Origin of the sequence: Streptomyces apocyni (genome assembly GCF_009739465.1) — a bacterium.
GTDB classification, from domain to species: domain Bacteria; phylum Actinomycetota; class Actinomycetes; order Streptomycetales; family Streptomycetaceae; genus Streptomyces; species Streptomyces apocyni.
Genome location: NZ_WHOM01000072.1, coordinates 175,786 through 201,604, shown reverse-complemented (window position 1 = coordinate 201,604; position 25,819 = coordinate 175,786). Strand labels below are relative to the sequence as shown.

General features: G+C 69.6%; 23 protein-coding genes, 1 tRNA gene and 1 riboswitch. Of the genes, 18 read left to right on the top strand and 6 right to left on the bottom strand.

Going from position 1 to position 25,819, the window contains the following annotated elements:
• The first annotated feature begins 97 nt into the window (after positions 1-97).
• The 12 genes from GCN81_RS26230 to GCN81_RS26175 all read left to right on the top strand — a co-directional run bounded on the left by GCN81_RS26230 (position 98) and on the right by GCN81_RS26175 (position 13,775).
• Positions 98-769: a SurA N-terminal domain-containing protein gene (locus GCN81_RS26230; RefSeq protein WP_156726967.1), complete on the top strand. Its 672-nt coding sequence runs from the start codon at positions 98-100 to the stop codon at positions 767-769.
• 54 nt (positions 770-823) lie between these two features.
• Positions 824-1,834 carry a nucleoside triphosphate pyrophosphohydrolase gene (locus GCN81_RS26225; RefSeq protein WP_156726966.1) on the top strand — a complete coding sequence of 337 codons (1,011 nt, stop codon included), beginning with the start codon at positions 824-826 and terminating at the stop codon, positions 1,832-1,834.
• A 38-nt stretch (positions 1,835-1,872) separates the two neighbouring features.
• Positions 1,873-3,135, top strand: a complete 1,263-nt coding sequence (locus GCN81_RS26220) for a cytochrome P450 family protein (RefSeq protein ID WP_231626991.1) — start codon at positions 1,873-1,875, stop codon at positions 3,133-3,135.
• Positions 3,136-3,377: 242 nt separating this feature from the next.
• On the top strand, positions 3,378-4,427 hold the full coding sequence (locus GCN81_RS26215) for a transglycosylase family protein (RefSeq protein WP_325065132.1): 1,050 nt from the start codon (positions 3,378-3,380) through the stop codon (positions 4,425-4,427).
• A gap of 181 nt (positions 4,428-4,608) precedes the next feature.
• A riboswitch (cyclic di-AMP (ydaO/yuaA leader) is annotated at positions 4,609-4,788 on the top strand.
• A 3-nt stretch (positions 4,789-4,791) separates the two neighbouring features.
• Positions 4,792-5,562, top strand: a complete 771-nt coding sequence (locus GCN81_RS26210) for a LysM peptidoglycan-binding domain-containing protein (protein ID WP_156726963.1) — start codon at positions 4,792-4,794, stop codon at positions 5,560-5,562.
• Between the two features lie 244 nt (positions 5,563-5,806).
• A complete protein-coding gene (gene eno / locus GCN81_RS26205) occupies positions 5,807-7,087 on the top strand; it encodes a phosphopyruvate hydratase (protein WP_156726962.1) in 1,281 nt (426 codons plus the stop codon).
• 115 nt (positions 7,088-7,202) lie between these two features.
• The gene (locus GCN81_RS26200) at positions 7,203-7,697 is read left to right on the top strand and encodes an FtsB family cell division protein (protein WP_156726961.1); all 495 of its coding nucleotides are present in this window, start codon (positions 7,203-7,205) and stop codon (positions 7,695-7,697) included.
• 97 nt (positions 7,698-7,794) lie between these two features.
• Positions 7,795-8,346 carry a DUF501 domain-containing protein gene (locus GCN81_RS26195; RefSeq protein ID WP_156726960.1) on the top strand — a complete coding sequence of 184 codons (552 nt, stop codon included), beginning with the start codon at positions 7,795-7,797 and terminating at the stop codon, positions 8,344-8,346.
• Positions 8,343-9,296 carry a Ppx/GppA phosphatase family protein gene (locus GCN81_RS26190; protein WP_156726959.1) on the top strand — a complete coding sequence of 318 codons (954 nt, stop codon included), beginning with the start codon at positions 8,343-8,345 and terminating at the stop codon, positions 9,294-9,296. Before GCN81_RS26195 ends, GCN81_RS26190 begins: the two co-directional genes overlap by 4 nt.
• Positions 9,297-9,751: 455 nt before the next feature.
• A complete protein-coding gene (locus tag GCN81_RS26185; protein ID WP_197287785.1) occupies positions 9,752-10,303 on the top strand; it encodes a hypothetical protein in 552 nt (183 codons plus the stop codon).
• 436 nt (positions 10,304-10,739) lie between these two features.
• Positions 10,740-12,158 (top strand): NAD(P)/FAD-dependent oxidoreductase, encoded by a 1,419-nt coding sequence (locus tag GCN81_RS26180; RefSeq protein WP_156726958.1) that lies wholly within the window; start codon positions 10,740-10,742, stop codon positions 12,156-12,158.
• Positions 12,159-12,452: 294 nt separating this feature from the next.
• Entirely contained in the window at positions 12,453-13,775 is a 1,323-nt protein-coding gene (locus GCN81_RS26175) for an SAM-dependent methyltransferase (protein ID WP_156726957.1), read from the top strand.
• Positions 13,776-13,839: 64 nt separating this feature from the next.
• Here the strand turns inward: GCN81_RS26175 and GCN81_RS26170 are convergent, their stop codons facing one another.
• On the bottom strand, positions 13,840-16,377 hold the full coding sequence (locus GCN81_RS26170) for an ABC transporter permease (protein WP_156726956.1): 2,538 nt from the start codon (positions 16,375-16,377) through the stop codon (positions 13,840-13,842).
• Positions 16,378-16,520: 143 nt separating this feature from the next.
• Positions 16,521-17,291, bottom strand: coding sequence for an ABC transporter ATP-binding protein (locus GCN81_RS26165; RefSeq protein WP_156726955.1), 771 nt, complete (start codon positions 17,289-17,291; stop codon positions 16,521-16,523).
• Between the two features lie 378 nt (positions 17,292-17,669).
• Between GCN81_RS26165 and GCN81_RS26160 the strand changes: the two genes are divergently transcribed.
• The 5 genes from GCN81_RS26160 (at position 17,670) to GCN81_RS26140 (ending at position 20,599) form a co-directional block, all read left to right on the top strand.
• Positions 17,670-17,752, top strand: a tRNA-Leu gene (locus GCN81_RS26160).
• A 78-nt stretch (positions 17,753-17,830) separates the two neighbouring features.
• Positions 17,831-17,989 carry a hypothetical protein gene (locus GCN81_RS26155; protein WP_156726954.1) on the top strand — a complete coding sequence of 53 codons (159 nt, stop codon included), beginning with the start codon at positions 17,831-17,833 and terminating at the stop codon, positions 17,987-17,989.
• Positions 17,990-18,257: 268 nt separating this feature from the next.
• Entirely contained in the window at positions 18,258-18,713 is a 456-nt protein-coding gene (gene melC1 / locus GCN81_RS26150) for an apotyrosinase chaperone MelC1 (protein WP_156726953.1), read from the top strand.
• Positions 18,714-18,770: 57 nt separating this feature from the next.
• Complete coding sequence (gene melC2, locus GCN81_RS26145) at positions 18,771-19,592, top strand: tyrosinase MelC2 (protein ID WP_156726952.1); 822 nt, start codon at positions 18,771-18,773, stop codon at positions 19,590-19,592.
• A gap of 140 nt (positions 19,593-19,732) precedes the next feature.
• Positions 19,733-20,599 (top strand): Bax inhibitor-1/YccA family protein, encoded by an 867-nt coding sequence (locus GCN81_RS26140; protein WP_156726951.1) that lies wholly within the window; start codon positions 19,733-19,735, stop codon positions 20,597-20,599.
• A gap of 180 nt (positions 20,600-20,779) precedes the next feature.
• On the opposite strand, the gene GCN81_RS26135 is transcribed toward GCN81_RS26140, so the two are convergent.
• Entirely contained in the window at positions 20,780-21,010 is a 231-nt protein-coding gene (locus tag GCN81_RS26135; protein WP_156726950.1) for a DUF4287 domain-containing protein, read from the bottom strand.
• A 138-nt stretch (positions 21,011-21,148) separates the two neighbouring features.
• Between GCN81_RS26135 and GCN81_RS26130 the strand changes: the two genes are divergently transcribed.
• A complete protein-coding gene (locus GCN81_RS26130) occupies positions 21,149-21,460 on the top strand; it encodes a hypothetical protein (protein WP_197287784.1) in 312 nt (103 codons plus the stop codon).
• 35 nt (positions 21,461-21,495) lie between these two features.
• Here the strand turns inward: GCN81_RS26130 and GCN81_RS26125 are convergent, their stop codons facing one another.
• The 3 genes from GCN81_RS26125 to GCN81_RS26115 all read right to left on the bottom strand — a co-directional run bounded on the left by GCN81_RS26125 (position 21,496) and on the right by GCN81_RS26115 (position 25,798).
• Positions 21,496-22,389, bottom strand: coding sequence for a hypothetical protein (locus GCN81_RS26125; RefSeq protein WP_156726949.1), 894 nt, complete (start codon positions 22,387-22,389; stop codon positions 21,496-21,498).
• A gap of 310 nt (positions 22,390-22,699) precedes the next feature.
• Positions 22,700-23,920, bottom strand: a complete 1,221-nt coding sequence (locus GCN81_RS26120; protein ID WP_156726948.1) for an acetyl-CoA C-acetyltransferase — start codon at positions 23,918-23,920, stop codon at positions 22,700-22,702.
• Between the two features lie 483 nt (positions 23,921-24,403).
• Positions 24,404-25,798: a cystathionine beta-synthase gene (locus tag GCN81_RS26115; protein WP_156726947.1), complete on the bottom strand. Its 1,395-nt coding sequence runs from the start codon at positions 25,796-25,798 to the stop codon at positions 24,404-24,406.
• Positions 25,799-25,819 lie beyond the last annotated feature (21 nt).

Here is a 25,819-nt window from a genome sequence, read left to right as displayed (position 1 = left end):
GTCGAATCAGTGGCCGAAGCCACGGCCACTGCATAACATCGATCACCGCAAGGCCCGCTTGTGCACTGACGCACAATCTCGCCTCCGGGAGGCTCCTTTGCATCGCCGCAGTCGCACCGCGCTCTCCGTATCCGCCGCGTTCCTCGTCGCGGCCCCACTCCTGGCCGCCTGCGGCAGCGAAGCCCATCCAGGGGCGGCGGCCGTGGTCGGCGGCAACCGGATCACCGTCGGCCAGCTGGAAGGCCAGGTGAACGAACTGCGGGACGCGCAGCGCGCCGTCACCGACACCGACGAGCAGTACGCCGAACTCCTCAAGGAACAGTGCGACGCCGCCCGCAGGATGGAGACGCCACAGCCCTGCGACCCCACCCGGGGAACGCTGCACCGGATGGTCTTCGACCGGGTGATCGACCGGGTCGCCAAGGACGAGGGGATCAGCGTGACCCGCAAGGAGGTGCAGACGCTGCGGGGCGCGAGCGAGAAGGAGCTGGGCGGCCCCGAGGGCCTGGAGCGCGCCTGGCTGCTGCGCGGCGGTGTCGCCCCCGGGCAGCTCGACGGCCGCCTGCGCACCCAGATCCAGATCGACAAGCTGGTACGCAAGCTGGGCGAGGCCGGACTCGACAAGGCGGCCACGAAGGCGTCCGACGACCTCGATATCAACCTCAACCCGCGCTATGGCGCCTGGGACGTCAAGGAGGGAGGCCGCGTCGACATCGAACGCGCGTGGCTGCGCGAGGTCTCCGGGGCCGCCACGGCCCAGGGGGCCTAGGGCGGCCTCGGCGGGCGTTGTCGGGCTGTCAGTGCCGTGGGTTACGTTCGAGTCGTGAACGCCTCGAACGTCTCGAACGCCGCGAAGGACCCGCAGGGCCCCCAGGACCAGAACGCCCCCGGTCGCATCCTGCTGCTCACCACCAGCCACCGGGTGGCGCCCGGGCTGCTGTCCTGGCCCGCCTGGCAGGCGCTGGGCGCGGCCGACGAGGTGCTCTGCGCCGACGCCGACCACCCCCAGCTGCCGTATCTGCGCGAGGCCGGTGTCGCAGTGGAGCACGCGGCACCCACCGCGCAGGACCTGGTCGACCGGTGCGCTGGCGACCGTACGGTGGTCGTGGTGGCCACCGGCGAGGGCGACCCCGCACTCACCGACGGCCTGGCCCGGCTCGCGGGCTCGGGACGGGTCCAGATGCCCGACCTGGAGCTGCTGCCCGCCTCGTACGACCTCCCTGGCGCCCGCCTGCTCGACCTCGTCCAGGTCATGGACCGCATCCGCGCCGAGTGCCCGTGGTCGTCCGAGCAGACCCACCAGGGCCTGGCGAAGTACGGCATCGAGGAGGCGTACGAACTCGTCGAGGCGATCGAGACCGGCGACCGCGCCGAACTCCGCGAGGAGCTGGGCGACGTACTCCTTCAGGTCGTCTTCCACTCCCGCATCGCCGAGGAGGACCCCGACGAGCCCTTCTCCATCGACGACGTCGCGGGCGGCATCGTCAGCAAGCTCATCCACCGTCACCCCCATGTCTTCGGCGACGACACCGCGGAGTCCCCGGACGAGGTGCGGGAGCACTGGCTGCGCACCAAGGCCACCGAGAAGCAGCGCGACTCGGTCACGGACGGCGTCCCACTCGGCCAGCCCGGGCTCGCCCTGGCCGCCAAGCTGGCCTCGCGCGTACGGACAGCTGGCCTGGACGCGCCCCTGCCCACGGGCGAGGGCGTCGGCTACGAGCTGCTGGCGCTGGCGGTACGGGCGGAGGCCGCGGGCGTCGACCCGGAGGCGGCCCTGCGCGCGGCGGCCCGCACCTACCGCGACGCGATCCGCGCGGCGGAGGCCCAGCCGTGACCACCCCGCCAGGCGCTCCCGTCGCGGGCCCACCAGACATTCACGTCGCGGGCCCACCAGACACCCACGTCGCGGGCCCCGAGCCCACCCTGTTCAGCTGGGAGTTCGCCACCGACCCCTACCCCGCCTACGCCTGGCTCCGCGAGCACGCCCCCGTACACCGCACCCGGCTGCCCAGCGGCGTAGAGGCCTGGCTCATCACCCGGTACGCGGACGCCAAGCAGGCCCTCGCCGACCAGCGGCTCAGCAAGAACCCCGCGCATCACGCCGAGCCCGCCCACGCCAAGGGCAAGACCGGCATCCCCGGTGAGCGCAAGGCCGAGCTGATGACGCATCTGCTCAACATCGACCCGCCGGACCACACCCGGCTGCGGCGCCTGGTGTCGAAGGCGTTCACTCCGCGCCGGGTCGCTGAGTTCGCCCCTCGGGTGCAGGAGCTGACGGACCAGTTCATCGACGGCTTCGCCGCGCGGGGCGAGGCCGACCTGATCCACGACTTCGCCTTCCCTCTCCCCATCTACGCGATCTGCGACCTGCTCGGCGTCCCGCCCGAGGACCAGGACGACTTCCGCGACTGGGCCGGGATGATGATCCGCCATGGCGGAGGCCCGCGCGGCGGCGTCGCCCGCTCGGTGAAGAAGATCCGCGACTACCTCGCCGAACTGATCCACCGCAAACGGGAGAACCCGGGCGACGACCTCATCTCCGGCCTCATCAAGGCCAGCGACCACGGCGAGCACCTCACGGAGAACGAGGCCGCCGCGATGTGTTTCGTCCTGCTCTTCGCCGGTTTCGAAACCACCATCAATCTGATCGGGAACGGCCTGTACGCGCTCTTCCAGAACCCCGGCCAGCGCACCCGCCTCCAGGACTCCCTGCGACGCGGTGAGCGCGGACTCCTGGAGACCGGAGTCGAGGAACTCCTGCGCTACGACGGCCCGGTCGAGCTGGCGACCTGGCGGTTCGCCACCGAGCCGCTCAGCGTCGGCGGCCAGCACATCGCCACCGGTGACCCGGTGCTGGTGGTGCTCGCCGCCGCCGACCGCGACCCGGCCCGCTTCACCGACCCGGACACCCTGGACCTCTCCCGGCGCGACAACCAACACCTCGGCTACGGCCACGGCATCCACTACTGCCTCGGCGCCCCCCTCGCCCGCCTGGAGGGCCAGCTCGCTCTGGCCACCCTGCTGACCCGCCTGCCCGACATCCAACTCGCCGTTCCTCCGGAGGAGTTGCGGTGGCGTGGGGGGCTCATCATGCGCGGACTACGGCAGCTGCCGGTCTCCTTCACCGCGGAGTGACGGCGACTTCACCGCAGAGCGATGGCGACAGAAGGCGAACGGAACCTGACGCTCCATCAAGACTGTGACTTTCACGTGATCTCCGCTGTACCGACTTGTGACAAGCGTTCGAGTGCGGCTACGTTCACCGTTCGACTCAAGCATCACCGTTGTGTAGTCGCGCGAAAGGCAACCGCATGCTCTCCGGGAACGGCCGTCATCGACGCCCCCGTCAGGCTCCGGCTCTCGTTGTGGCGGCGGGGGTGACCGGCTCAGCCATCGCCATCCCACTACTCGGCGCATCCGGCGCGAGCGCCGCCGACGCCTCCACCTGGGACCAGCTCGCCGCGTGCGAGAGCGGCGGCGCGTGGAGCGCCGACATGGGTAACGGGTACTACGGCGGACTGCAGTTCTCGCAGGCGGACTGGGAGGCGTACGGCGGGCTGGACTACGCGCCGCGCGCCGATCTGGCCAGCCGCTCGCAGCAGATATCCGTGGCCGAGAAGGTACTTGACGCGCAGGGCCCCAGCGCCTGGGGGACGTGTGCGCCGATCGCGGGTCTTGAGCGGGGCGGCGAGGCGCCGGATGTGAACCCGGGGGCGAGTGTGACTCCCGAGCCGTCGAAGTCCGAGTCGGCGGAGTCGTCGGAGTCATCCGGATCATCCGGATCATCCGGATCATCCGGGTCATCCGGGTCATCCGAGCCTGAGCCATCGAAGACCGATTCATCGAGTTCCGAGTCGACTGAGTCCAGCCCGTCTGAGTCCGAGCCGTCCGCCACCGAATCCGCTGAGCCGTCTGACGGGCTGGAGGACGCCTCGCCGGATAGCGACAAGAGCGCCGGAGCGGATGAAAGCGGCGAAGGCGGCGAGAGCGACGAAAGTCCCAAGTCGGACAACACTCCGAAGGTAGACACCTCTTCGGGCGGTTCATCGGGTTCGCCCGATTCATCCACTTCGCCCGACGCGTCCGCCACTCCCACCCCCTCCGCGTCGGAGGAGGCCGAGGGCGCCGAGGGGGATGCCCCCTCAGAAGGCCAAGGGCGCCACCGTGGCGACCGCGCGGACGACGACGTACCCGACGGGAGCTCGGTCGACCGTTCGGGCCGTCACGCCTCCCCTGGCGACGACGTCGAGCGCGGCGACGCCGAAGGGGACTATGTCGTGCGCCCCGGTGACAACCTTTCGGGGATCGCCGACACCCATGGACTCGACGACGGATGGGCCGGGCTCTACTCGGAGAACAAGCAGACCGTCGGCGGGGACCCCAATCTCATTCTCCCTGGCCAAAGCCTCGATCTGGGCGAAAAGTAGCGGCAGTTCGGGCTGAATGTCCGAGTTAAAGGGGCATTGCCTCAAGTGAGAGATGGGTCTCAACGGCCCTGATCGCCTTGGTGTTGAGGTGCGTCGCATGTTTACCGTCGTGACCGCTCGCCACTGGTGAGCCCCGATGGCCGTCACGCCGAATCCTGCCGACGGCCGTAGGGAACAGTCGTCGCGTAACGCGCCGTAGGCAGGAGCGGGGGACCCAAGGTTTGCGCCGGACCCGGCCATTGAGAGATGGCCGGGAACGGCTTGGGGTGAAGTCGTACGGGGACGCGGAAGCTCCGTACGGCCGGGCAACTCACTCGCCCGAACCCGACAGCTCACCTCGCAGGCATCGGTGAGGGGATTTCTGATGCTGTTTTCCGGCAAGGGCAAGCACCGTCGTCCGTCCAAGGCCACCCGGCTGGCCACCGCCGCCGGTGTCACCGGTGCCGCTGTGGCCGTCCCGCTGATGGGCGCGACCGGCGCCCAGGCCGCCACCGGGGCCGAGTGGGACAAGGTCGCCCAGTGTGAGTCCGGCGGCAACTGGTCGATCAACACCGGTAACGGCTACTACGGCGGCCTGCAGTTCTCGGCCTCCACCTGGGCCGCGTTCGGCGGTACGCAGTACGCCTCGACCGCCAACCAGGCCAGCAAGGCGCAGCAGATCGAGATAGCCGAGAAGGTCCTCGCGGGCCAGGGCAAGGGTGCCTGGCCGAGCTGTGGCGTGGGCCTGAGCAACGCCCCGTACAACGGTGGCGGCCAGCAGTCGGCCCCGGAGCAGACCACCCCGAGCGCCCCCGCCACCCAGCAGTCGGCTCCCCAGCCGAAGCAGCAGGCCCAGCCCAAGCAGCAGGCGCCGCAGCCGAAGCCGAAGCAGTCCGCTCCCGCCCCGAAGACCGAGTCCAAGAACCTGGACCGCGCCGATCGTTCGGAGCGCCAGGCCAAGACCGTCGAGACCCCGGCTGGCAAGACGGTCAAGAAGGGTGACGGCGAGTACGAGGTGAAGTCCGGCGACACCCTCTCCGAGATCGCCGAGGCGCACGACGTCAAGGGCGGCTGGGTCAGCCTGCACGAGCTGAACAAGGACATCGTCGAGGACGCCGACTTCATCTACCCGGGCCAGCAGCTGCACCTCAGCTGACTCCCAGCGGACCCCTCAGCTGACCCGCGGCTGAGGAGTCAGCCCCCAGACCGCCCTGCCCCGGCGTGTGTACCCCCGTACGCGCCGGGGCAGGGCTCTTTTTGTTCCGCGAAGAAACAATCTATGCTCGGGGTGTCCACGGTCCGGTCGGTCGGCTGGCCGACGCCGCCGAGGCGGTTAGGCTCGTGTCGCAAGGCCATAGAGACCTCGCACTTCTAGCGTCACATCCCAGAAGGAGATGCTCGTGCCGTCCATCGACGTCGTCGTAGCCCGGGAAATCCTGGACTCCCGAGGCAACCCCACGGTCGAGGTCGAGGTCGGCCTCGACGACGGCAGCACGGGTCGTGCCGCCGTTCCGTCCGGTGCCTCCACCGGTGCCTTCGAGGCCATCGAACTCCGTGACGGCGACCCCAGCCGTTACCTCGGCAAGGGCGTGGAGAAGGCCGTCCTCGCCGTCATCGAGCAGATCGGCCCGGAGCTCGTCGGATACGACGCCACCGAGCAGCGCCTGATCGACCAGGCCATGTTCGACCTGGACGCCACCGACAACAAGGGCTCGCTCGGCGCCAACGCCATCCTCGGCGTCTCGCTCGCCGTCGCGCACGCCGCATCCGAGGCGTCCGACCTGCCGCTCTTCCGCTACCTGGGCGGCCCCAACGCGCACCTGCTGCCGGTGCCGATGATGAACATCCTGAACGGCGGCTCGCACGCCGACTCCAACGTGGACATCCAGGAGTTCATGATCGCCCCGATCGGCGCGGAGTCCTTCTCCGAGGCCCTGCGCTGGGGCGCCGAGGTCTACCACACCCTCAAGAAGGTGCTGAAGGCCAAGGGCCTGGCCACCGGCCTCGGCGACGAGGGCGGCTTCGCCCCCAACCTCGGCTCCAACCGCGAGGCACTCGACCTGATCCTCGAGGCCATCAAGGAAGCCGGTTACACCCCCGGCCAGCAGATCGCGCTCGCGCTGGACGTCGCCGCCTCCGAGTTCTACAAGGACGGCACGTACCAGTTCGAGGGCAAGGAGCGCTCCGCCGCCGAGATGACCGAGTACTACGAGGAGCTCGTCGCCTCGTACCCGCTCGTGTCCATCGAGGACCCGCTGTTCGAGGACGACTGGGCTGGCTGGAACGTCCTCACCTCGAAGCTGGGCAGCAAGGTCCAGATCGTCGGCGACGACCTCTTCGTCACCAACCCCGAGCGCCTGGCCCGTGGCATCGAGGAGGGCTCCGCCAACGCCCTGCTGGTCAAGGTCAACCAGATCGGCTCGCTGACCGAGACCCTGGACGCCGTCGAGCTGGCCCAGCGCAACGGCTTCAAGTGCATGATGTCCCACCGCTCCGGCGAGACCGAGGACGTCACCATCGCCGACCTCGCCGTCGCCACCAACTGCGGCCAGATCAAGACCGGCGCCCCGGCCCGCTCCGAGCGCGTCGCCAAGTACAACCAGCTGCTGCGCATCGAGGAGATCCTCGACGACGCGGCGGTGTACGCGGGCCGCTCGGCGTTCCCGCGCTTCAAGGGCTGACGCCCGCGAGGGCTGACGCCTTCAGGGCCCAAGGGCCCGTCGTACGTACGTCCCCGCACCCGGTCCCGTACCGTGTGCGGGGACGTACGCGCGTGGGTGACGGGGAGGCGGGACCATGGCAGGAAGCGCCGGGAACAAGGACCGGTTCTCCACCACGACCAGACTGCGGCTGCTCGGCGAGCAGACCGCGGCCCGCGTCTACCGTTCGCAAACCAAGCGCCAGGCACGCCGCTCCCGGCTCACTGGCCGGGCCGCGCTGCTCGCCCTGGTCGTCTGCTCACTGATCGTCGCGCTCGCGTACCCGATGCGGCAGTACGTGGCCCAGCGCGCCGATATCGCCGAGCAGGAACGGCTGCTGCGCGACGCCCGTGACGACGCCGAGGAGCTACGCGATGCCAAGGCCCGCTGGCGGGACGACGCGTACGCGGAACGCCAGGCCCGCGAACGGCTGCACATGGTGCGGCCCGGCGAGCGGTCCTTCACGGTCCCGGACCCGGAGGGCGCGGCCCAGCGCCGCGCCGAGCAGGGCCGGGCGGACCGCCCCTGGTACAGCAACCTTTTCGACGGCGTCGACAAGGCGGACCGGGTGAGCCGGGCGGGCCCCGAGTAGCGCCCGTACCCTCGCGTTGTCCTTCCCCTCCTCCTTCCTCCCCTCCCCTCTCCCTCTCCTCCTTCCTCTCCTCACGACCGAAAGACGCACCTCAGGCATGGAAACGCCCCCGCCGCCCACCCCGCGCACCGAGCCCACCGACGCCGATGTCGCGGCGTTCAAGCAGCAGCTCGGCCGCCCGCCGCGCGGCCTGCGGGCCATCGCGCACCGCTGCCCCTGCGGTCAGCCGGACGTCGTGGAGACGGCCCCGCGGCTGCCGGACGGCACGCCCTTCCCGACGCTGTACTACCTGACCTGCCCGCGGGCCGCGTCGGCGATCGGCACGCTGGAGGCCAACGGCGTGATGAAGGAGATGACGGACCGGCTGGCCACCGACCCCGAGCTGGCCGCCGCGTACCGCGCCGCGCACGAGGACTACATCCGGCGCCGCGACGAGATCGAGGAGCTGACCGGGTTCCCGAGCGCCGGTGGGATGCCGGACCGCGTGAAGTGCCTGCACGTCCTGGTCGGCCACTCGCTGGCCGCGGGCCCTGGCGTGAACCCGCTGGGCGACGAGGCGATCGCGATGCTGCCGGAGTGGTGGGCGAAGGGCCCGTGCGTCACGTCGGCCGAGCCGAGTGAGCCGTCTGCCCCGGAGAGCGCGTCATGACGCGCGTAGCCGCCATCGACTGCGGTACGAACTCGATCCGCCTGCTCGTCGCCGACGTTGACCCTGCCACCGGTGAACTGACCGACCTGGACCGCCGGATGCGGATCGTCCGGCTCGGTCAGGGCGTGGACCAGACCGGACGACTCGCCGCCGACGCGTTGGACCGTACCTTCGAGGCCTGCCGCGAGTACGCCGCAGTGATCAAGGAGCACGGTGCCGAGCGGCTCCGCTTCATCGCCACCTCGGCGTCCCGTGACGCCGAGAACCGTGCCGAGTTCGTGAGCGGCGTCCTGGACATCCTGGGCGTGGAGCCCGAGGTGGTCACGGGCGACGAGGAAGCCGAGCTCTCCTTCACCGGGGCCACCCGTGGCCTGGCCGGTCGGATGCACCTGCCCCAGCCGTACCTGGTGGTCGACATCGGCGGCGGGTCCACCGAACTGGTCGTCGGCGAGGACCACGTACGGGCGGCCCGCTCCGTCGACATCGGCTGCGTCCGGATGACCGAGCGCCACCTCGTACGCGACGGAGTCGTCTCCGACCCGCCGAGCCAGGCGCAGATCGACGCCATACGGGCCGACATCGACGCCGCGCTCGATGACGCCGAGCGGACGGTGCCGCTGCGCGAAGCCCACACACTCGTGGGCCTCGCGGGGTCGGTCACCACGGTGGCCGGAATCGCGCTGGAGCTCCCGGAGTACGACTCCACCGCGATCCACCACTCCCGCGTCCCGTACCAGAAGGTCCGCGAGATCTCGGCGCACCTGCTGGGCGCTACCCACGACGAACGCGCCGCGATCGGCGTGATGCACCCGGGCCGGGTCGACGTGATCGCGGCGGGCACGCTCGTGCTGCTCGCGATCATGGAGCGTACGGGCGCGGCTGAGGTCGTCGTGAGCGAACACGACATCCTCGACGGAATCGCCTGGCGAACAGCCGAAGCCGGTACGTAGACACCTCGCCCGCTACCGCTAGGCCACGGACGCGGACCTCTCCTCCCCGGCGTCCGATTGGGTGCGATTTCGCTAAGTAGGCTCCGTAATACACGGAATATCTTACTAATCCCGGTATGACGGTCACGTATTCATTCAGGCCGCTCTGCGTGGCTGACCGGGAGGATTAGCGTGGAACGAATGAGAGGCCGGGCTGCGCGCGTAGCACTGGCTGTCGGGGTGCTCTCCACCATGACCATCGGTGTCGGTGCGGGGCTGGCGACGGCCTCGTCGTCTGGCAGCGCCCCCACGGACGACCGCGGGTACGTGTACACCACCGACCCCTGCAAGAAGCCGTGGCCCATCGGGCATGGACACGGGAGCGGGAACGACGAGGGGTATGGGCAGAAGGAGCCGGGGCACGGGGGTCCCGGGGGGCCTGGGCATGAGGGGCCCGGGCACGAGGTGCCGGACGAGTGCAAGCCGACGAAGACGCCGAAGCCCACCCCAACGCCGACGAAGACGCCGACGCCTACACCGACGCCGACGAAGACGCCGACCCCCACGCCGACGCCGACGCCGACGCCGACGCCTACACCGACGCCGACGAAGACGCCGACGCCTACACCGACGCCGACGAAGACGCCCACGCCGACGCCGACGCCGACGAAGACGCCGACCCCCACGCCGACGCCGACGAAGACGCCCACGCCGACGCCGACGCCGACGAAGACGCCGACCCCCACGCCGACGCCGACGAAGACGCCGACGCCTACACCGACGCCGACGAAGACGCCCACGCCTACACCGACGCCGACGAAGACGCCCACGCCGACGCCGACGCCGACGAAGACGCCCACCCCCACCCCCACGCCGACCAAGACGCCCACCCCCACTCCCACCAAGCCCCCCAAGCTCCCGGAGACTGGAGCCTCCTCTGGGCAGCTGGTGGCCATCGGTGCGGTGAGTGCGGCGATGATTCTGGCCGGTGCGAGCATCCCGGTGGTTGTGCGTCGCCGACGCGGTAATCACTAGACTCGGTACCACCGGAACGGGCGGTTCCACCGTGCGCTGAGCGCCGGCGGAGCCGCCCGTCGCATGCCGCCCGGAAGAACTTCGTGAAGTTCTTCACAAGGAAAAGGGGCCTGGAGGGGCAATCTGAGGTCCGCAGCGCCTCGATTGGCGACCCAAACGGCCGTGATGCCCGCATCGCAGACGGTTTCGGGGGCGCCGCCACAGAGGTGACAGGGGCCCGCGCCCACCCCTCCATCGAGCCCCGCCGCCGCCCAGACGGGCAGCTCAACCGGGGTATCGCAGGCGTCTCAACGGTCGCGCCCCGCCCCGTGGTTCCCCCACTCGGCCATGATCTGAGTCACGCGGGCGGCGGAGTGTAGCAGAAGGTACCCCAACCCTTGTGAAGGGGCTCACGAGCGACCCCCACGAGGGGGGTGGATACTCGATGGCATGAGCACCACGGAGCGTCCCAGGATCCTCGTTGTAGGCGGAGGGTACGTAGGCCTGTACGCAGCTCAGCGCATCCTGAAGAAGATGCGCTACGGCGAGGCGACCGTCACGGTCGTCGACCCGCGCTCGTACATGACGTACCAGCCCTTCCTCCCCGAAGCCGCAGCCGGCAGCATTTCGCCTCGGCACGTCGTCGTCCCACTGCGACGCGTGCTGCCCAAGGCGGAAGTTCTCACCGGCCGGGTCACCACGATTGACCAGGACCGCAAGGTCGCCTCGATCGCCCCGCTGGTCGGCGAGGCGTACGAGCTGCCCTTCGACTACCTGGTCATCGCCCTTGGCGCGATCTCCCGTACCTTCCCGATCCCCGGCCTCGCCGAGCAGGGCATCGGTATGAAGGGCATCGAGGAGGCCATCGGCCTGCGCAACCACGTACTCGAACAGCTCGACAAGGCTGACTCGACGACCGACGAGGAGGTCCGCCGCAAGGCGCTGACCTTCGTCTTCGTCGGCGGTGGCTTCGCTGGTGCGGAGACCATCGGCGAGGTCGAGGACATGGCCCGTGACGCCTCGAAGTACTACAACAACGTGAAGCGCGAGGACATGCGTTTCGTGCTCGTTGATGCCGCGGACAAGATCCTTCCCGAGGTCGGGCCGAAGCTGGGCCAGTACGGTAAGGAGCACCTGGAGAGCCGCGGGGTCGAGGTCTACCTCAGCACCTCCATGGAGTCCTGCGTCGACGGCCACGTCGTGCTGAAGAACGGACTCGAGGTCGACTCCAGCACGATCGTCTGGACCGCCGGTGTGAAGCCGAACCCGGCGCTGGCCCGCTACGGCCTGCCGCTCGGCCCGCGTGGTCACGTCGACACCCAGGCCACCCTCCAGGTCCAGGGCACCGACTACATCTGGGCCGCTGGCGACAACGCCCAGGTCCCGGACCTGGTCGGCCGCGCCGCGGGCAACGAGAACGCCTGGTGCCCGCCGAACGCCCAGCACGCGCTGCGCCAGGCCAAGGTCCTCGGCGACAACGTCATCTCCGGCATGCGCGGCTTCCCGCAGCAGGAGTACAAGCACGCCAACAAGGGTGCGGTCGCCGGGCTCGGCCTGCACAAGGGCGTGGCGATGATCGTCATGGGCAAGATGAAGATCAAGCTCAAGGGCCGCCTCGCCTGGTACATGCACCGTGGTTACCACGGCATGGCCATGCCGACCTTCAACCGCAAGATCCGGGTCTTCGCCGACTGGACCCTCGCGATGTTCCTGAAGCGCGAGGTCGTCTCCCTCGGTGCGATGGAGACGCCGCGCGAGGAGTTCTACGAGGCCGCGAAGCCCGCTCCGGCGGCCCCCGCCGCAGAGGCCAAGGACAACGGCAAGGACAAGGCCGACGCCAAGACGGCCGAGAAGGCCAAGGCCTCCTGACGCGCCTGAGCTGAGCTGACTCGGCACCCCGCGCCCCGCTGAACCTGAAGGGGCCGCCCGCCATCCGTGGTGCGGGCGGCCCCTTCGGCGTTCCCGCTGCCGTCCCGTACGAGACGAACAGCGAAGCGACCAGTGAGACGAACAGCGAATCGGCCGCCGTTCGGAGGGATCTCGTCTGGAAACGGGCGACAAACGAGCGGCTGGACGTCAGCGGGACTGCGTGGGTGGTCTGTTGGTGTTTACGTGTGTGTCGGATCGGACACTCCGAGTACACCGGCCTCACGGAGGTGCACCATGTCAGACGCCGCGGCGCGGCTGAGGACCCTTGCCGAGCAGCTGCTGGGAGCGCGGCTCCCGGTCCGGATTCGGGCCTGGGACGGAAGTGAGTCCGGGCCGCCAGACGCGCCCACCCTCATCGTGCGCCGCAGGCGCGCCCTGCGCCGCCTGCTGTGGAAGCCCTCGGAACTGGGCCTAGCCCGCGCCTGGGTCGCCGGGGACATCGACATCGAGGGCGACCTGTACGAGGCGCTCGGCCTGATGTCGGGGCTCCTGTGGGAGAACGACGAGCCGGGCCGCGGCAAGCGGGAGCTCGCCGCCGATCCCCGTATCCGCAGCGCCGTCCGCTCCCTGCTCGCGCTGGCGCGGCCACTGCCGCCGCCTCGTCCGCCCCGCGAGGAGGTCGGCCGCCGCAGTGGCCCGCTGCACACCAAGGTCCGCGACCGGCAGGCCATCAGCCACCACTACGACGTGGGCAACGACTTCTACGCCCTGGTGCTCGGCCCGTCGATGGTCTACTCGTGCGCGTACTGGCCGTCCGACGACCCCGCTGCCACCCTTGAGGAAGCCCAGCGCGACAAGCTGGAACTGGTCAGCCAGAAGCTGGGCCTGCGCCCCGGTATGCGGCTGCTGGACGTCGGCTGCGGCTGGGGTTCCATGGCCATCCACGCCGCACGCGAGCACGGGGTCCAGGTCGTCGGCATCACGCTCTCCGCCGAGCAGGCCGCGTACGCCCGTAAGCGGGTGGCGGGGGAGGGGCTCACCGACCGGATCGAGATCCGGGTCCAGGACTACCGCGACGTCACGGACGGGCCCTACGACGCGATCTCCTCGATCGGGATGGCCGAGCATGTCGGCTCCGAGCGCTACGCCGAGTACGCCCGCGACCTGTTGGCCCTCCTCAAGCCGGGCGGCCGACTGCTGAACCACCAGATCGCCCGTCGCCCCCAGGACGACGAATCCGACTACCGCATCAACGCGTTCATCGACGCGTACGTCTTCCCTGACGGCGAACTCGCCCCCGTCGGCCGCACCACCGCGCAGTTGGAGCGGGCCGGGTTCGAGGTCCGCGACCTCGAAGCGCTCCGCGAGCACTACGCTCTGACGCTCCGTCGGTGGGTCGCCAACCTGGAGGCCCGCTGGCCCGAGGCGGTACGCCTCTCGTCCCCGGGCCGCGCTCGCGTCTGGCGCCTGTACATGGCCGCGTCCGCGCTGGCCTTCGAGAGCAACCGCATCGGCGTCAACCAGATCCTGGCCGCCAAGCCCACGGCATCGGGCGACTCGGGCCTGCCACTGCGCACCCGGAACTGGAACCCAGAAGGGGAAACCGGAGGGACCTGACCCCGTGACACAGGAGGGGGCCCCGGACACAGTCCGGGGCCCCCTCACACGTACGACCAGTCCGCTACTCCGCCTTGATCGCCGCCAGCATGTTCAGCTTCGCCGCCCGCCGCGCGGGCCACAGCGCCGCCAGCACACCGACCACCGCGGCCATCGCCAGGAAGACGCTCATCCGGCCCCACGGCACCACCAGCTCGTACGTCGACAGCGCGCTCGCGATCAGCTCACCGACCGCCCAGCCGAAGAACACCCCGAGCCCGATGCCCAGCACCCCGCCGAAGAGCGAGATCACCAGGGACTCCATGCGCACCATGCGCTTGATCCCACGGCGGTCCAGGCCGATCGCCCGCAGCATCCCGATCTCCTGGGACCGCTCGAAGACCGACATCGCGAGGGTGTTGATCACGCCGAGCACGGCGACGATCACCGCCATCGCCAGCAGCCCGTACAGCATGTTCAGGAGCAGCGTGAAGACCTGGGCGATGGCCTCGGAGACGTCCTTCTTGTCCTGGACGAGGATGGCGGGGTTGTTCCCCAGCTCCTTCTTCAGGGCGTCCTTGGCCGCCGGGCTCGCGCCGTCCGCCGTCTTCAGCATCAGCTGCATGTCGGTGACCTCGCGCTGGTGCGGGGCGAGGGTGTCCTTGTCGAGCATGATCCCGTTGATCATCTCGTTGCCCTCGTAGACGCCCGCGACGCGCAGGGTGCCCTTCTCGCCGTCCTCGTACGTGACGGTGAACTCCGAGCCGTTCTTCCAGCCGTGGTCCTCGGCCGTGTCGCTGTCCACGACGATCTTGTCGCCGCCCATGGCGTCGAACGAGCCCTGCGCGAAGTCCAGCTTGGTGAGCTTGCCGATGGTCTGGGCGTTGACGCCCGTCAGCGTCTCGTTCTCGCCCTTGATGTGCGCGGGTGAGGTGCGCAGCGGGGTGGTGGCCGTGACCCCGTCGGCCTGCGCCAGCTGCTTCTCCACGTCCGTGGAGAGTGGGGTGTAGTTCGCCATCGAGACGAAGTAGTCGGCTGAGAGGGCCTCCGTGGCCATCTTGTCGATGGACTTCTGCACGCTGCCCGCGATCACCGTCATGCCGGTGATCAGGGTCAGGCCGATCATCAGCGCGGACGCGGTCGCCGCGGTACGCCGCGGGTTGCGTACGGAGTTCTGCCGGGCCAGCTTGCCGGAGACGCCGAACAGTCGCATGACGGGGGCCACGGCCGCGATGAGCGGACGGGACAGCAGCGGGGTCAGGACGAAGACGCCGATCAGCAGCAGTACGGCGCCCAGGCCCATCAGCTCCTTGCCGTCACCGCCCATCGTGGTGCCGCCCAGGACGCCCGCGACACCGGCGGCGGCGAACACGGCGCCGATGGAGTTCCGTACGACCAGGGACTTGGTGCTCGCCGTGGCGTGCACGCTGCTCATCGCCGCCACCGGCGGGATCTTCGCGGCGCGGCGGCCCGGCAGCCAGGCGGCCAGCATGGTGACCACGACACCGACGAGGAGCGCGGTGATGACCGTGCCGGTGGTGAAGACCAGCGGCCCGTCCGGGACCGTGGCGCCGATGCTGCCCATCAGGCCGCGCAGCCCGGCGCCGATGCCGACACCGGCGGCCAGACCGGTGATGGCCGCGACCGTACCGACCACCAGGGCCTCGAACAGCACGGAACGGGTCACCTGGCGGCGGCTGGCGCCGACGGCGCGCAGCAGCGCCAGCTCCTTGGTGCGCTGGGCGACCAGCATGGTGAAGGTGTTGGCGATGATGAAGATGCCGACGAAGAGCGAGACACCGGCGAAGCCGAGCAGCGTGCTGCGGATGCCGCTCATGCCGTCGGAGATCTCCTGGGCCTGGTCGTCGGCCAGTTTCTTTCCGGTGGTGGCCTCGGCCTCGTTCTTCGGCAGGATCTTGTCGATCTCGGCCTTGAGTGCGGCCTGCGAGGTGGCGGACTTCGCCTGGACCTCGATCTCGCTGAACTCGCCCGGCTTCGCGTAGAGCTGCTGGGCGGTCGGGGTGTCGAAGAGGGCGAGGCTGCCGCCGGCGGCGACGTTGCCGTCGTCGGTGGTGAAGACGCCGGACAGCTTCGGCTCAATGACCGGTCCGTCGATGGACATCCGTACCGGGTCGCCGACCTTGTAGCCAGCCCGGTCGGCGGTCTTGGCGTCCAGGGCGATCTCGTTCTCGCCCTGCGGGGCCTTGCCGTCCTTCATCGGGTAGCGGACGTCTTCGCCGTCCTTGCCCGGGTAGTAGTTGGCGCCACGGCTGTCCCAGCCCTCGCCGACCAGCTTGCCGTCCTTGTCGGCGATCGCCGCGAAGCCGGACACGGTCCCGGTCGCGGAGGCCGCTCCCGGCACCTGCCCGGCCTGCTCGAGCAGCTCCTGGGTGAGCCTGGGGGCGTCCCCGGGCCTGCCGGTGGCGTCGTCGTCGTTCTCGGGCTGGATGACCACGTCGACGTGGTCGAAGCCCTTGGCGGAACTGTTCTGGTAGGCCTGGGAGATCGTGTTGGTGAACACCAGGGTGCCGGAGACGAAGGCCACGCCGAGCATCACGGCGATCACGGTCATCAGCAGCCTGGCCTTGTGCGCGAGTACGTTGCGCAAGGCGGTACGGAACATGGGAAGTCCTGGGGAGAGGTGCGGGCGCGGGGCGGCGGTCAGCTGGGCAGCTGGTCACACTGCTCAGCCGGTCGAATTGCTCAGCTGGTCAACTGCTCAGTTGGTCGACTGCCAGTTGGTCGACTGCTCAGTTGGTCGGCTGCTCAGCTGGTGCGGCCCTTCGCGTCGAAGCGCTTCATCCGGTCGAGTACGCCGTCCGCGGTCGGCTCGCGCAGTTCGTCGACGATGCGGCCGTCGGCGAGGAAGACCACGCGGTCCGCGTACGCGGCGGCCACCGGGTCGTGGGTGACCATCACCACGGTCTGGCCCAGCTCCCGTACCGAGTTCCGCAGGAAGCCGAGTACCTCGGCGCCCGAGCGGGAGTCCAGGTTTCCGGTCGGCTCGTCGCCGAAGATGATGTCGGGCTTGGAGGCCAGCGCACGCGCCACCGCGACGCGCTGCTGCTGGCCGCCGGAGAGCTCGCTTGGCCGGTGGCTGAGGCGCCCGGAGAGCCCCACCATCTCGATGACCTGCGCCATCCACTGCTTGTCGGGCTTACGCCCGGCGATGTCCATCGGCAGGGTGATGTTCTCCGCCGCGGTCAGCGTCGGCAGCAGGTTGAACGCCTGGAAGATGAAGCCGATCTTGTCCCGGCGCAGCTTGGTGAGCTGCTTGTCCTTCAGCGAACCCAGCTCGGTGTCGCCGATCCGTACGGACCCGCTGCTGAACGAGTCGAGCCCGGCGACGCAGTGCATCAGCGTCGACTTGCCGGACCCGGAGGGGCCCATGATCGCCGTCAGCCGGGCCTGCTCGAAGTCGACGGTGACCTGGTCCAGGGCGACCACCTGGGTCTCACCCTGTCCGTAGACCTTGGACAGGTCCGTCGCACGCGCGGCTACGGCAGTTGCCTGGTGGGCAAGGGGAGTGGTGGTCACGGGACGGGTCTCCTGTCGACAGGCGGCTGAGCGGACCCTTCCATCGTCGGGCCTGATTCCCGCCGTGGAGTCAACCGCAGCTCCCGTTCCGCCCTTCCTCCCAGGGCTGATGTTTGCCCCTTCGCCTCATACCTGGGTAGGAGAGCCGACCCTGAGACGCTGCTCGGCCGGAGGGCCGCCCAAGACGGTGGAATCCCGTCAATCCTGCTGGATGTTCGCAAGGTCGGGGAACCGCCCCTGGCAAGTGCCTATGCTCGTTTCCCGTGGCTGATGCACCCTCAGGCGCCAATAAAATAAGACAACATCGTGCCATCCCGCCGCTGTTCGGGGGATGTGCCCGGATAGGCTTTGATCGCGTAACCACGGAGCCAACGGCCTGCCCGGATGGTGGAATGCAGACACGGCGAGCTTAAACCTCGCTGCCCCTCGGGGGCGTACCGGTTCAAGTCCGGTTCCGGGCACTTCCGCCGCGACGGCGCCTGACCAGCGAAGGCGGCTGGCTGGCGCCGTCATGCTTTTGGGTCGCGATGATAACCGCTGTGCCGCGGGACGGCGACAGTGTGACGGCCGTCAACGCGCACCACCACCACGCCATCAACTGCCGGATCGACGGCTTCGGCGTGATGCCGCTCACGTCCACGGAAGGCATCGGCCGTCCCGGACGCTTCAGGACAGCTTTTGGCAGGTTGATGCCATGAGGTGATCGATCATGAACCGTAAATCTTCCTTCCTGGAGCCCCTGGGGTAGGAGGAATTTTTGTTTGCCGCGTGCCGGATGGTGCGCTGACAGCAAGATCATCTTCGTTCAATTCCGTACATCGTGTTGGGGCTTGTCCGTATATAGGCCCAGCGGCTCCCGGCGATTTCAAGGGAGCTCACTCCGTCGCGTAGGCATGGGCTGCCGCCGGGGGGCCGACCATCCCCGGCGCTTCATCGCAGTCAGACGATCCCCCGGGGGGAACACCCATGCCCGAAATCAGTCGCCGCCGAGTCCTTGGCATGTCCGCGGGTACGTTCGCGGGTCTCGCCGTCGCCGCCACGGCAGCCGTGAACGCCACGGCCGCGAAGGCCGCGCCGTCCGAGCGACAGGGCTCCCAAGGCTCCGGCCTTGAAGCGTTCGACGAGGTGTATCAGGGCCGCCGCATACAGGGGGCGCCCACGCGGGGTGCCGGTAGCCACGGTGGTCACGGAGGTGGCCATGGAAGCGGCCACGGAGGTGGTCACGGCGGCCAGGCGCACGACTTCGGCTACGCGGTCCACCTGGACGGCGACGAGCTGCACATCATGCGGAACGCCGACGGCACCTGGATCAGCGTCGTGAACCACTACGAGACGTTCGCCACGCCACGTCAGCTCGCCCGCGCCGCGGTCACGGAACTGCACGGCGCGGACCTCGTCCCGCTCGTCCTCACCTCCGCCTGACCCGTCCGCCTGACCTGACCTGACCTGACGTGACCTGATCCGACCCGGAGCACCGACATGACCGTACGCAAGAACCAGTCCGCCCTCACCCGAACCGAGAAGCGCCGCTTCGTCGACGCGCTCCTGGAACTCAAGAGGTCGGGCCGCTACGACGAGTTCGTCACCACGCACAACGGCTTCATCATGAGCGACACCGACCAGGGGGAGCGGGTCGGCCACCGCTCGCCGTCCTTCCTCCCCTGGCACCGCAGATTCCTCATCGACTTCGAGCGTCAGCTCCAGGAGGTGGACCCGGAGGTCGCCCTGCCCTACTGGGACTGGACCGTGGACCGTACGCCCAGCGCCTCCCTCTGGGCGGACGACTTCCTCGGCGGGAGCGGGCGGCCCGGCGACGGCAAGGTGATGAGCGGCCGGTTCGCCGAGGCGTCCGGCGCGTGGGAGATCAACATACGTGTCGACCAGCGGCCGTACCTGCGCCGAGCTCTCGGTACCGGGGCTCGCCAACTGCCCACCCGCGCGGAGGTCGACGCCGTCCTCGCGATGCCGGTCTACGACGCCTCGCCGTGGAACAGCGCGTCCACCAGCTTCCGCAACCACCTGGAGGGCTGGCGCGGCGCCAACCTGCATAACCGTGTGCATGTGTGGGTGGGCGGACAGATGACCACCGGTGTCTCGCCCAACGACCCGGTCTTCTGGCTGCACCACGCCTTCGTGGACAAGCTGTGGGCCGACTGGCAGGCCCGGCACCCCGACTCCGGCTACCTGCCGACCACGCGGACGCGCAACGTCGTGAGCCTGCACGACACCATGCGTCCGTGGAACGACGTCACCCCGGCGGACATGCTCGACCACACTCCCTACTACACGTTCGACGCGTAGCCGAGGAGCGCGAGGAGCGCGAGGAACGTGCTGACGTCAGGGTTGGTGTGGGAAAGATCCTCCTACAGCAGTAGGGTGCAACTTTTGCGAAGCCATTACCCTTAACCCAAGGCCGCACAGGGTGGCCACGGAGGAGTGAGATGAGGAGCAGCAACCCGGTCTTCTCGCGACGGGGGTTCAGCCGCGACAACGGCCACCCGGGCTTCAATGCCGGGCCGCAGGCCGGGGGACCCGCTTTCGGAAACCAGAGCAACCCTTACGCGAACCAGGGCAACCCGTACACCCAGGCGCCCCAGGCGCCCACCAACCCCTACGCGCCGCAGGGCACGCCGCAGGCGCCGCCCGCCGCCGGCCGGATGACGATGGACGACGTCGTCACCCGTACGGGCCTGACGCTCGGCGTTCTGATCGCCGGTGCGACCGTGGCCTGGGTCACGGACATGGGCCTCGGCCTGGCTATCGGTGCCGCACTGATCGCGATGGTCCTGGGCTTCGTCCAGGCCTTCAAGCAGAAGCCGTCGCCGCCTCTGATCATCGGTTACGCGATCTTCGAGGGCCTCTTCCTCGGCGCGATCAGTAACTACGTCAACACGTTCATCGCGTCCGGCGCCGCCATGCAGGCCGTGCTCGGCACCATGGCCGTCTTCGGAACCATGCTGTTCCTCTACAAGACGAGGATCGTCCGGGTCACCGCGCGCTTCACGCGCGTCCTGATGATCGCGGCCATGAGCTTCATGGTCCTGACGGCCGTGAACCTGCTGTTCATGGTCTTCGCCGGTGGTGACGGCCTCGGCTTCCGCAGCGGCCCGCTCGGCATCGTCTTCGGTGTCGTCGGTGTGCTGCTCGGCGCGTTCTTCCTCGCCCTGGACTTCAAGCAGGTCGAGGACGGCATCGCGTACGGCGCTCCGCGCGAGGAGTCCTGGCTGGCGGCCTTCGGCCTCACCATGACGCTGGCGTGGATCTACCTGGAGATGCTGCGCCTGGTCGCCATCCTGCAGGGCGACTAGCAGCGGCGGTAGCAGTACCGGCAGGACCCGTACTACGTGAGAAGGGCCCGCGGAGCGATCCGCGGGCCCTTCGCGCTGTCTGCGTACGGGTACCTGCGTACGGGTGCTACCTGGGTGCGGGTGTCTGGGTGCGGATGTCTGCGTACGGGTGGGTCGTTGCTGGCGCTGGCGGCACAGGCCTCAGCTCAGCCTGCGCGCGGCCCTCCTCATGTCGTGCTCGTGGACGATTGCCTTGGCGTGGCCGTGGGCGAGGTCGTACTCGCCACGGAGCCAGCTGACCTTCTCCTCGAAGCGGAGGAAGGCGGGACCGTCGTCTACCGCGCGAAGCCAGTCGGAGACTTCACGGCCGGTGCAATGGGGGATGCGGGCGAGCAGGTTGCGGTGGGTCTCCTCGGAGAAGACAAGGGACATCGGCGCCTCCGGACGCAGTCGATGCAGGAGGGGTTACCGGGCCGGGCCGACCGGGCCTGGCTCACGGGTCCTTCACGTCACCGTGCCTGAGTGTCCCGGTGTTGGCAACAGTCCCGTTCCGGCGCATAGGGTCGCGGGGTGCTTGATACAACGCCTCTGACCAGTGCCGTGGACCGCTTCGCCGACCGGCTGCGGGCCGCCCCGCAGAGCCGCCTGCAGCGGGGCGCGGCGGCCGAAGCGCTGGCGCTGGCCAGGGAGTTGGCGCTCAGAGCCCAGCGCATCGAGGCGCCGGAAACACCGGCGCACGAGATGCCGGACGCCGGGATGTTCGCGGCGGCCGACCAAGTCGTGGTCGCGGGGCGGGATCTGGCCCTCGTACTGATGGACGAGGGTGAACTCGCGGATGCGCTGGACCTGGTGGCGCAGGCACAGAAGCGCGCGGGCGTGTAGCCGGGGCGCGTGGGGAGCGTAGGGGGCGCTGAGGGTCAGGCGCTGGCGATGACTCGGTCCGCCAGGATGTACACGTTCTCGCCACCGCAGGCGAAGGTCAGCGTGTACGCGCCCGAGATGCCGGAGCCGCCGAGCAGTACGGGGGTCTCACCGTCCCGCAGGGCCGCGGAGAGGCGCTCCGCCGTCTCCCGGTGGCCCGGGGTCATGCAGAGCGTGGTGCCGTCGCTGAAGACGTAGACGTCCAGGGTGCCGAGCGGCCCCGGGCGGACGTCGGAGAGCGCGGTACGGGCCTGCGCCAGCTCGTCGAGGCGGCTCACCGTCAGCTCGTGGTCACCGGCGGCCGAGTCCCGTACGGGCTGCACCGGTACGAAGTCGGGGTGCGACGGGTGTCGACGGCGGGCCGCGGCCAGCTCGGGCGAATCATCGGCGAACTCGGTGTGCTCGGCGGTCTCGGCGAACTCCGCGAACTCCGTCTCGGCGCGCTCCGCCGACTCCTCGGCCGGGTGGACGATCTCGCTGAACAGCTCCCGCTCCACACCGGCGAAGTCCGCCTGCCGGGGCAGGAACAGCTCCTCGGCGATGCTCGGGGGCAGCCCGGTGAGCAGCGACGGGGCGTCCGCGGCGTCGCGGGCCTCCTGCGCGGCCCAGAACGCCCGCGCCTCGGCCAGCTCCCGCTCCCGCTCCTCGGCCAGTGCCTCGGTGACGGCGGTACGTATGGCGGTGGTGTCGGGGGCGTCGGACGCGTCCCGGGCGCTGGGCACCGACGCGGCGTGCTGCTGCCGCTGAGCGACGCTCGCGGCCAGCTCGGCACGCAGGGCTGTGATCTCAGCGAGCTGCTTCCGCAGTCCGTACACGGCGTGCAGAGCAGCGGCGCCCACGGCCGTGGTGGCGGCGGTGGCGAGCAGCAGGGCAAGAGGCATGGCGCTCACTGACGTACTCCCGGTTTCAAGTCGACCCCCGACTTCTACCTCAGCTTGTCGGAGGCGTCTCAATAGTGTCAGTGCATTAGGTCACGAAAGGGACAGGTCTTTCGACCCGACGTTTAGCCCCAGACTGCCCTGACCTGCGGAAATGGCCTTACCGGGGGACGAAGGTCACATCCTGGAGGAGATTGAGTCACGGCTGGGGCTCGGGAGCCTCTGGGCGCCGCCTGTGGCGGGAAAGCGCCCCCGGGGAGAGCTGCCGCGCGCCCCCCGGAGGCCGTCCCCGCCACGAGTTCAGCTCAGGACGTCAGCTGCTTCAGCTCAGGCGCTCGATGACCATGGCCATGCCCTGGCCGCCGCCCACGCACATGGTCTCCAGACCGAACTGCTTGTCGTGGAACTGCAGGCTGTTGATCAGGGTGCCGGTAATCCGCGCGCCGGTCATACCGAAGGGGTGCCCGACCGCGATCGCCCCGCCGTTCACGTTCAGCTTGTCGAGGTCGATACCCAGGTCGCGGTACGAGGGGATGACCTGCGCGGCGAAAGCCTCGTTGATCTCGACCAGGTCGATGTCGCCGATGCCGAGCCCGGCGCGGCGCAGCGCCTGCTTCGAGGCCTCGACCGGCCCGTACCCCATGATCTCGGGGGAGAGGCCGGAGACGCCGGTGGAGACGATCCGGGCGAGCGGCGTCAGGCCCAGCTCGCGCGCCTTGGTGTCGCTCATGATCACGAGCGCGGCGGCGCCGTCGTTGAGCGGACAGCAGTTGGCGGCGGTGACCAGGCCGTCGGGGCGGAAGACGGGCTTCAGGCCCTGCACACCCTCCAGGGTGACCCCGGCGCGCGGCCCGTCGTCCTGGCTGACGACCGTGCCGTCCGGAAGCGTCACCGGGGTGATCTCGCGCTCCCAGAAGCCCTTGGCGATGGCCTGCTCGGCGAGGTTCTGGGACCGTACGCCGAACTCGTCCATCTCCTCGCGGGTGACGCCCTTGAGGCGGGCCAGGTTCTCGGCCGTCTGCCCCATCGCGATGTACGCGTCGGGGACGAGCCCGTCCACGCGTGGGTCGTGCCAGCTGGCGCCCTCGCTCTCCGCGACGGCGGCGGTACGCGCCTCGGCCTCGGCGAACAGCGGGTTGTGGGTGTCGGGCATCCCGTCACTCGACCCCTTGACGGAGCGGGACACCATCTCCACACCGGCCGAGATGAAGACGTCGCCCTCACCGGCCTTGATCGCGTGCAGCGCCATCCGGCTGGTCTGCAGCGAGGAGGAGCAGTAGCGGGTGATGGTGCAGCCGGGGAGGTGGTCCATCCCCATCTGCACGGCGACGATCCGGCCCAGGTTGTGCCCCTGCTCGCCGCCGGGCAGGCCGCAGCCGAGCATCAGGTCGTCGATGTCCTTCGGGTCAAGCCCGGGGACCTTGGCGAGCGCGGCCTCGATGATGGTGGCGGTCAGGTCATCCGGGCGCAGGTCCTTGAGGGAGCCCTTGAAGGCCCGTCCGATCGGGGAACGGGCGGTGGAGACGATCACGGCTTCGGGCATCACGGGCTCCCTGGGGTGTTCGGTGAGTTCGCTGACGTCGCTGAGCAGGCACGACCGTGAGGGAAGTTACCCGTACGTAGCGCAAAGGTCACCGCTCCCGCACTGTGACACCGGCCTCTTTTCTAAGCGTACGCTCAGCCGGTGGCTCAGGGGGAGGTCAGGGGAGTAGGGAGTGTGGTGGTGATCGCGGGTCGCGGGGACCGCCGCACCCCCGGGAGACCCGGAGGGCGGGACGACGGCGGTCCCCGCGAGGGACGCGGACGGCCGGGTCAGTCCGGCCGCCACGCCCGTGGCGTCCAGGAGGTCCGGGAGCCGCTCCGGAGGTCCTGCTCGCCGCTCGGTGCCGGACTCCGGGGCGGGGAGCCGCTCCCGCCCTGCGTGTCCGACACCGACCAGGCTGCCGGACGCTTGTTAAGCGGGTGCTGCGTGGACGTGTCCGGCCCGTACCGATTCCACGCACCCCGTCCCGTGCGGCGCGTGCGGCTACTTGGTCCCGCGCGCCAGGAACGCCAGCAGGTCCTGGCGGCTGACGACGCCCTTCGGCTTGCCCTCGACCAGCACGATCGCCGCGTCCGCCCCGGAGGTGGCGCCGAGCACCGCCATCAGGTCGGCCACCGGCTCACCCGAGCCGACCTGCGGCAGCGGGGCCGACATGTGCTTCTCCAGCGGGTCGTCCAGCGAGGCGCGCTGGGCGAACAGCGCGTCGAGCAGCTCGCGCTCCACCACGGAGCCGACCACCTCGGCCGCCATCACGTCCGGGTGCCCGGCGCCCGGCTTCACGATCGGCATCTGCGAGACGCCGTACTCGCGCAGCACCTCGATCGCCTGCCCGACCGTTTCCTCCGGGTGCATGTGCACCAGGCTCGGCAGGCCGCCCTCCTTGTACGTGAGGACCTCGCCGACGCTCTCGGACGGGCCCGCCTCCTCCAGGAAGCCGTAGTCCGCCATCCACTCGTCGTTGAAGATCTTGCTGAGGTAGCCGCGCCCGCTGTCCGGCAGCAGCACGACCACCACGTCGTCCTCGCCGAGCCCCTCGGCGACCTTCAGCGCCGCCACGACCGCCATCCCGCAGGAGCCGCCGACCAGCAGCCCCTCCTCCTTGGCCAGCCGCCGCGTCATCTGGAACGAGTCCTTGTCCGACACGGCCACGATCTCGTCGGTCACGTCACGGTCGTACGCGGTCGGCCAGAAGTCCTCGCCGACCCCCTCGACCAGGTACGGGCGCCCGGAGCCCCCGGAGTACACCGACCCCTCCGGGTCGGCGCCCACGATCCGTACCCGCCCGTCGCTGACCTCCTTGAGGTAGCGCCCGGTGCCGCTGATCGTGCCACCGGTGCCGACCCCCGCCACAAAGTGCGTGATCTTGCCCTCGGTCTGCTCCCAGAGCTCGGGACCGGTGGTCTCGTAGTGCGAACGGGGGTTGTTGGGGTTGCTGTACTGGTCGGGCTTCCAGGCGCCGGGCGTCTCGCGCACCAGCCGGTCGGACACGTTGTAGTACGAGTCCGGGTGGTCCGGGTCGACGGCGGTGGGGCAGACCACGACCTCGGCGCCGTACGCCCGCAGTACGTTGATCTTGTCGGTGGAGACCTTGTCCGGGCAGACGAAGATGCACTTGTAGCCCTTCTGCTGGGCCACGATGGCGAGTCCCACACCGGTGTTTCCGCTGGTGGGCTCGACAATGGTGCCGCCAGGCTGAAGCTCCCCGCTGGCTTCGGCCGCCTCGATCATGCGCAGCGCGATGCGGTCCTTCACGGAACCGCCGGGGTTGAAGTACTCGACCTTGGCCAGGACGGTCGCCCTGATGCCCTCGGTGACGTTGTTGAGCCTCAGCAGCGGGGTGTTGCCGACGAGACTGATCATCGAGTCGTGGAATTGCACCGTTGTCTCCGGATTCTCGAT

What these genes read in the sequence shown, in the direction of transcription:
- GCN81_RS26135 (WP_156726950.1), bottom strand. Translation starts at nt 21,010, where the DNA reads ATGTCCCTTGTCTTCTCCGAGGAGACCCACCGCAACCTGCTCGCCCGC.
- GCN81_RS26170 (WP_156726956.1), bottom strand. Translation starts at nt 16,377, where the DNA reads ATGTTCCGTACCGCCTTGCGCAACGTACTCGCGCACAAGGCCAGGCTG.
- GCN81_RS26120 (WP_156726948.1), bottom strand. Translation starts at nt 23,920, where the DNA reads ATGCCCGAAGCCGTGATCGTCTCCACCGCCCGTTCCCCGATCGGACGG.
- GCN81_RS26175 (WP_156726957.1), top strand. Translation starts at nt 12,453, where the DNA reads ATGTCAGACGCCGCGGCGCGGCTGAGGACCCTTGCCGAGCAGCTGCTG.
- GCN81_RS26180 (WP_156726958.1), top strand. Translation starts at nt 10,740, where the DNA reads ATGAGCACCACGGAGCGTCCCAGGATCCTCGTTGTAGGCGGAGGGTAC.
- GCN81_RS26210 (WP_156726963.1), top strand. Translation starts at nt 4,792, where the DNA reads ATGCTGTTTTCCGGCAAGGGCAAGCACCGTCGTCCGTCCAAGGCCACC.
- melC1 (WP_156726953.1), top strand. Translation starts at nt 18,258, where the DNA reads ATGCCCGAAATCAGTCGCCGCCGAGTCCTTGGCATGTCCGCGGGTACG.
- GCN81_RS26140 (WP_156726951.1), top strand. Translation starts at nt 19,733, where the DNA reads ATGAGGAGCAGCAACCCGGTCTTCTCGCGACGGGGGTTCAGCCGCGAC.
- melC2 (WP_156726952.1), top strand. Translation starts at nt 18,771, where the DNA reads ATGACCGTACGCAAGAACCAGTCCGCCCTCACCCGAACCGAGAAGCGC.
- GCN81_RS26190 (WP_156726959.1), top strand. Translation starts at nt 8,343, where the DNA reads ATGACGCGCGTAGCCGCCATCGACTGCGGTACGAACTCGATCCGCCTG.
- GCN81_RS26200 (WP_156726961.1), top strand. Translation starts at nt 7,203, where the DNA reads ATGGCAGGAAGCGCCGGGAACAAGGACCGGTTCTCCACCACGACCAGA.
- GCN81_RS26195 (WP_156726960.1), top strand. Translation starts at nt 7,795, where the DNA reads ATGGAAACGCCCCCGCCGCCCACCCCGCGCACCGAGCCCACCGACGCC.